Source organism: Prescottella subtropica (genome assembly GCF_005434945.1).
Classification (GTDB): Bacteria; Actinomycetota; Actinomycetes; order Mycobacteriales; family Mycobacteriaceae; genus Prescottella; species Prescottella subtropica.
Genome location: NZ_SKCH01000049.1, coordinates 1 through 5,328 on the forward strand (window position 1 = coordinate 1; position 5,328 = coordinate 5,328).

The 5,328-nt window shown below is 66.9% G+C and carries 5 protein-coding genes; 2 read left to right on the top strand and 3 right to left on the bottom strand.

The window, feature by feature from the left end:
• Nucleotides 1-82: 82 nt before the first annotated feature.
• Nucleotides 83-241: a hypothetical protein gene (locus E0497_RS20520; protein WP_161987476.1), complete on the top strand. Its 159-nt coding sequence runs from the start codon at nt 83-85 to the stop codon at nt 239-241.
• Nucleotides 242-330: 89 nt separating this feature from the next.
• Here the strand turns inward: E0497_RS20520 and E0497_RS20155 are convergent, their stop codons facing one another.
• Entirely contained in the window at nt 331-1,407 is a 1,077-nt protein-coding gene (locus tag E0497_RS20155) for a hypothetical protein (protein ID WP_137726576.1), read from the bottom strand.
• A 316-nt stretch (nt 1,408-1,723) separates the two neighbouring features.
• Here E0497_RS20155 and E0497_RS20160 point away from each other — a divergent pair, with 316 nt between their 5' ends.
• On the top strand, nt 1,724-3,991 hold the full coding sequence (locus tag E0497_RS20160) for a cutinase family protein (protein ID WP_137726577.1): 2,268 nt from the start codon (nt 1,724-1,726) through the stop codon (nt 3,989-3,991).
• A gap of 68 nt (nt 3,992-4,059) precedes the next feature.
• Here the strand turns inward: E0497_RS20160 and E0497_RS20355 are convergent, their stop codons facing one another.
• Nucleotides 4,060-4,779: a hypothetical protein gene (locus E0497_RS20355; protein ID WP_153269349.1), complete on the bottom strand. Its 720-nt coding sequence runs from the start codon at nt 4,777-4,779 to the stop codon at nt 4,060-4,062.
• A gap of 109 nt (nt 4,780-4,888) precedes the next feature.
• Nucleotides 4,889-5,185 (bottom strand): hypothetical protein, encoded by a 297-nt coding sequence (locus E0497_RS20165; RefSeq protein WP_137726578.1) that lies wholly within the window; start codon nt 5,183-5,185, stop codon nt 4,889-4,891.
• Between the last annotated feature and the right edge of the window lie 143 nt (nt 5,186-5,328).

Below are 5,328 nucleotides of genomic sequence, written 5' to 3' on the forward strand. Positions count from 1 at the left end.
TACAAGTCGACCGCGTTCCGCCGAAACTCCTCGTCGTAGTGCTTCCTGGCCATGATCTCGATTCTCTCGCTTCCCCAGCATCATGCTGGATTCAGCGTGTCCAAGAACCAGGGGTAAGGCCCAACTCCGCAGCCCCAACTCGGCCCGCACCGAACCCGTCGACCCTCTGATCTTCACGACCGCCCCGGGCCCGGACGGATGGATCATCACCGCCGTCGTCAACCCCGCCCCCGCGGTCTGACCGGCACCGCCGAAACCCGAAAAGGTTGAGGGCCTATTCCACGTGGAGTAGGCCCTCAACCTTTTCCCAGGGATGGGTGGCGGGATTGTTCAGGTGCGGTAGTGGCGTACGGCGGCGGGGTGGGTGTCACGGAATGTAGTGGAGGCGGCCCCGACAAGTTGGGTGATCAGTGCGGTGACTTCGCGTTTCGCGAGGGTGTCGGCTTGGTGTTGGGGTAGTGGTTCGAGAACTCGTGTCCCGATCATCGTGTCGCCGGCGCGTGCTGCGAGGGTGGCTGCGAGGGTGTCGGCGGCCGCCTCGATGTCGGGTGTGTCGGTGGGGAGTGTGTATTCGATTTTGACGGCACGCATCGGTGCTGATGCTGGGAGAACGTAGGTGACGTAGGCGTGCAGTTCGTGCCGCCAGTGGTCGAGGATTTCGTCGATGGTCTGCGCCCACGCGCGGACTGCGGGTGGGGTGTCGGCGCTGGTTTTCGCGGCGACGCGGAGTGCTTCGACAGCAGGCCGAGGTCGGAGGTGTTCGCCGGGTTCGAGGATGGCGGTGGCGGTGATCCTGTCGGATTGTGTGGTCAGCCAGTCCCCTGCGGTGCCGAGTTGTTGGGCCCACACCTGGCAGAAGCCGGATGCGGTGTCCTGTTTCGGGAGTGCTCGTAGCCGGCCCTGGAGTGCGTAGTGGACGTAGTCGGCGATGAGCGCGTCGGCGCCGCAGTCGGTGAGGGTGGTGCACACGAGGTCGGCAACTACGGGGTCGGTGACGAGCAGTCCGGTGGCGATGGAGATCAGTGGGGTGGCGAGGGAACCGTCGACCCAGGCAACGTGATTGGTGTCGGCGGTCTGTAGTGCTGCCGCGAGTTCGCACAGGGCCATGAGCATGGATCGGGCCCGTTCGACGGTTGGGGAGACCGGCAGCACCATCGTTGCTGGCACGTTGACTGTGGATGTGCTGTTGACTCCGACGGCGGCGATCCAGACGAGTGCGTCGGTCTGGTCGTGGGCGACGGCACCGTCGACGCAGATGAGTGCAGGCTCGGTGGGGTCTGGATGGTCGGGGACTACGCGCACGGCGTGGGTGGCGGTGAGGTGGTCGCGCAGTTCGTGCCGACGTTGCTGGGGGTCGATGGAGTCGAGTAGTTGTGCAGCGACGGCGAGGACGGTGTCGAACTGCATGTGCGACTCCTTCTGTTGACTGGCGGGTTTCCTGCTCACGGTACGAGGCGCCGTTCGGGCGTGGGGTACTGCCCGGCAGTACCAGAAATCATGGTTGACGTGCACTGATGCCGGGTTGACGGACAGCCGATACCGGAGAGTGCTCTGTTATTGTCGGGGCTATCGGAGAACGCAGCGTGTGGCAGTAATCGGACCTCGTTCGGAGTGCCAGGCGCCTCCTGTCGACACGCCACTACTAGGGGTATCTATGAATCGGAAGTCGCGCAGACAATTCGCCCGGGTCGTTGCCGCCGGTGCAGCGGCGTCACTGGTCACGGTGGGGGCTTCGGGGACCGCCTCGGCGGATCCGGCTGCGGATGCGGCTGCGGCCGCGTTGTCGGCTCTGCCGGACCTCGGGGAGCTGGCGGGAACCATCGACTGGGATGCGGTGGGTGCGACCGCTGCTGGTGCTGCGCAGCAGGGTCCGGGTCCGGCTACTGCGTCGGCGCCGACAGTGACCGTCGATAGTGCCGCGGTCCGTGGTGCAACCGCGTTGGTGACGGGTGCGTTGCCGGCGAACGCTGTCGTAGCAGGCTCGAACGGCACTGACGGCATGTTCGCAGGGTCCACGCAGCCGCGGTGCGCGGCGACGGTGATCACCGCGGTTCCCGGCACGTTCGAGACCGGCCCGACAGCGGATCCGACTGTGCCCGTGGGTTTGTTGGCTCAGGTGACGGAGCCGTTGGTGGCGTCGATGGGTGATTCGGTGACGGCCACGTTCATTCCGTACGCGTCCGACGCTTCGGTGAACGGCACCAGCTATCTGCGCAGTGTGTCGATGGGTGTGCAGGCGACGTTGGCGACGATGGAGGATGTTGCGGCTCGCTGCCCGCAGTCCCGGCAGATCCTGACTGGGTTCTCGCAGGGCGCCGAGATCGCGGGTGATGTTGCGACTGCGATCGGGCAGAAGCGCACCAGCATCGACCCGGACAGTGTGGTCGGGGTGGCGTTGTTCTCGGACCCGAAGCGTCGTGACACGTCGAATCTGTTGGTGGATACGACGCAGACGCAGCCGGATCTTCCTGTGACCGTGCAGGAGACGGTGAAGAAGGTTGTCGAGTCGCCGTCGTTCGCGCAGCTGCAGATGCAGTTGACTGACGGATTCCGGTCGCTGGTGCATCAGGTGGCGACACAGGTCAGTTCCGCGGGGAAGGCGGTTGCTGATGCGACGGCGCCGACGACGTCGATGAGGTCATCGACGGTGAAGCCGTCGACGTCGACGGCCGCACCGGTGCCGGACGCTGATGCGATCCAGTCCCTGCCTTCGGAGGCTCCCGCAGCTGGCGGTGATCCTGCCGACGAGGCGGCCACAACCACGCCTGCAGGTGATGCTCCGGTGGACGAAGGTGTTGCCGCTGCCGGCGCGGAGGAGTCGGCCGCGGCGACGACGCAGCGGATGGCCGCCGGTAAGGACACCCCTGCGACGACGTCTCCGCGGCCGACCACAACGACCGCGGCACCGTCGACGGCGGCAGGCGCGTCTGCGGCGACTGCCGGCCGCACTGATGATCCGTTGATGCGGCCGTTGACCGACGGCACCGAGCGTTTCGGCACCGGCCAGTCGAGTCCGGCAACATCTCGTGCCGCCGCGCCGACAACGACCATGAAGCCGACGACAACGACGTCGGCTCCCGCGAAGGCCGGCGCCGACACCGCCCCGGTCGCAGATTCCGATGGCGGGTTGGCAGCCAGCTACGCGAAGTCGCTCGCCGGTGCCGGTAGCGAACCGGAGTCGCGGATGGAGGTGACCGTCAACAGCAACCGGAAGGTTGATGTCGAGCCGGTGACGATGAATGCGATCTCCGGTGGTGGGCTGTCCGGGCAGCGGGACTCCGACTTCGGGGCTCTCTCTGGTGTGGTCGCTGAAATCTGTGTTCCCGGTGACGTGGTGTGCTCGCTGCCGGAGAACTCGGAGTTGGCCCGCCAGTTGGTGCAGGTCGGGAAGAACGTGTCGGGCAACCTGAGCCAGTTGGCGAGCGTGGAGGGCGCCGACCGGATGGTGGGGTTGCTGTCGGTGCAGGCGGTCAACACGGTCGCCGATGTCACGGGGATGCCTCACACGAAGCTGTCGGCCGGCACGTTGCAGTCGCTGATCGAGCTGGTGGCGGGTGCGGTGATGACGAACATGGGCAACCCTGCGGGGGCGGCGTTGATCGCGAAGAGTGCTGCGGCGCTGCCGAATGCGATTCCGGAGATGGCGGCGCAGCTTGCTGATCTGCCGCAGATCATCGCGCAGCTCCCCCAGGCTGGGGACACTGCGATGCGGAACCTCGGGTTGGACAAGCTCGTGGAGCGGATTTCTCAGGCGTTCGCGGAGGCCGGTATGACGAGTCCGACGCAGATCGACAAGCTGCCGACGGCGGTTCCGCACGTGTTGCAGGCGTTGGCGGAGGACAACCAGGGGTTGATGCAGCTGGCGACGAATCCTGCTGTCTACCAGGGCAACGGGTTGCATGGCGCGTTCGACACGATTGATGTTGCTGGCGGGCAGGATCCGTACCAGTGGGTGGGTGACTGGTTCCAGCAGATCACGGTGACGGTCTAGCGGACCCACCTACGGCTGTGGCCCACCCCGGAAGTCTCGGGGTGGGCCACAGCCGTTGTTGGGCGGGGTTATGCGTCGCTCAGCAGTTTCTGTTCGAGGAGTTCCATGAGGGTCTTGACGGTGTCGGCCTTGAGGGAGCTGTCGGCGACAGCGCGCAGGCCGCGCACGAGGTCGAGGATTTCGTAGTCGTCGAGGTCGGTGGCGTTGTCGAGGTCGAGGATGTGGACCGGTCCTGCCGCGGTGGCGACGCCCCCGGAGATGACGACGAGGGGAACCGTGTCGGGGGTGGGTTCGGCGTCCTTCTTCTTCGTCGTCTTGGCGGTCTTGGTGGGGCGCTTGGTGTTCGGCTTGCGGGTGTCGGCGCTGGTCTCAGCTGCGGGGGTGGGTGGCTCGTTGATCGCGTCGGTGCTGGTGTCGGCGGGTTCCGGCGGCGTGGGCTTCTGCTCTGCGGGCTCGGGCTCGGGCTCGGGCTCGGGCTCGGGCTCGGGCTCGGGCTCGGGCTCGGGCTCGGAGGCAGTTTCCGGGGCCGGGTCGGCGGCCACGTCGGGCGCGGTCTCGACGCTGTCGTTCGGGGCGGCTTCCGGTGCTGGTGCCAGCGCAGGGTCCGTGTCCACGGTGGTGTCGGCGGCGACATCGACGGTGCTGTCCAGTCCCTCCATCGTTTCCGGCACCGGATCGGCGGCGGGTTCACCCGCCGGCGGCTCCGACGGCGGGGCCGCGACGGGGACGGGGCCGCGTGCACGGCCGAACCGCTGGGCACTGCCACGGGCGAAAGCGGGGTTCGTCATGGTTGTTCCTCTCCTCCCGCAGCGGGGCCGCGGACCTGGTCGAGTGTTTCTCCGATACCCGATGCTCTCAGCGGGTACCGACAGTGCGCGGCACCAGCGTTCCCGCCGGTCAGGCGGTGCCCCGGAGTTGCCGGTTGATGTCGGCGAGTTGCCGGAGCAGGCCGATCGGGTCGTTGTCGCTGTCCGCCAACTGCTGCTGTAGCACTGCTTGTTCGTGGAGGAGTCGCATCCGCTGTACCCGGGCGATGGTGTCGTCGATCGTGGATGGGTCCGGGGCGTCGGTGAACGCGATCTGCCACAGCAGTGGCTGGTGGTCTGTGTCGATGACGTCGGTCATCACGGTGGCCCACAATCCGGCATCGTCGCTGCCTGCTGGGGGGCCGTCCGGGAACATGGACGTCGACATGTCGACGAGTTCAGCGACAGCTAGTGGTCGTCGGCGTTAGTTCGTCGGGGGTCAGGCGGCCTCCCCGAGTTCCGGAGCAGGCGCGTCCGGTTCGTGGCGCCGGAGCCGCGCCAAGTAGTCGTTGAGATCCGCGCGGGTGTACC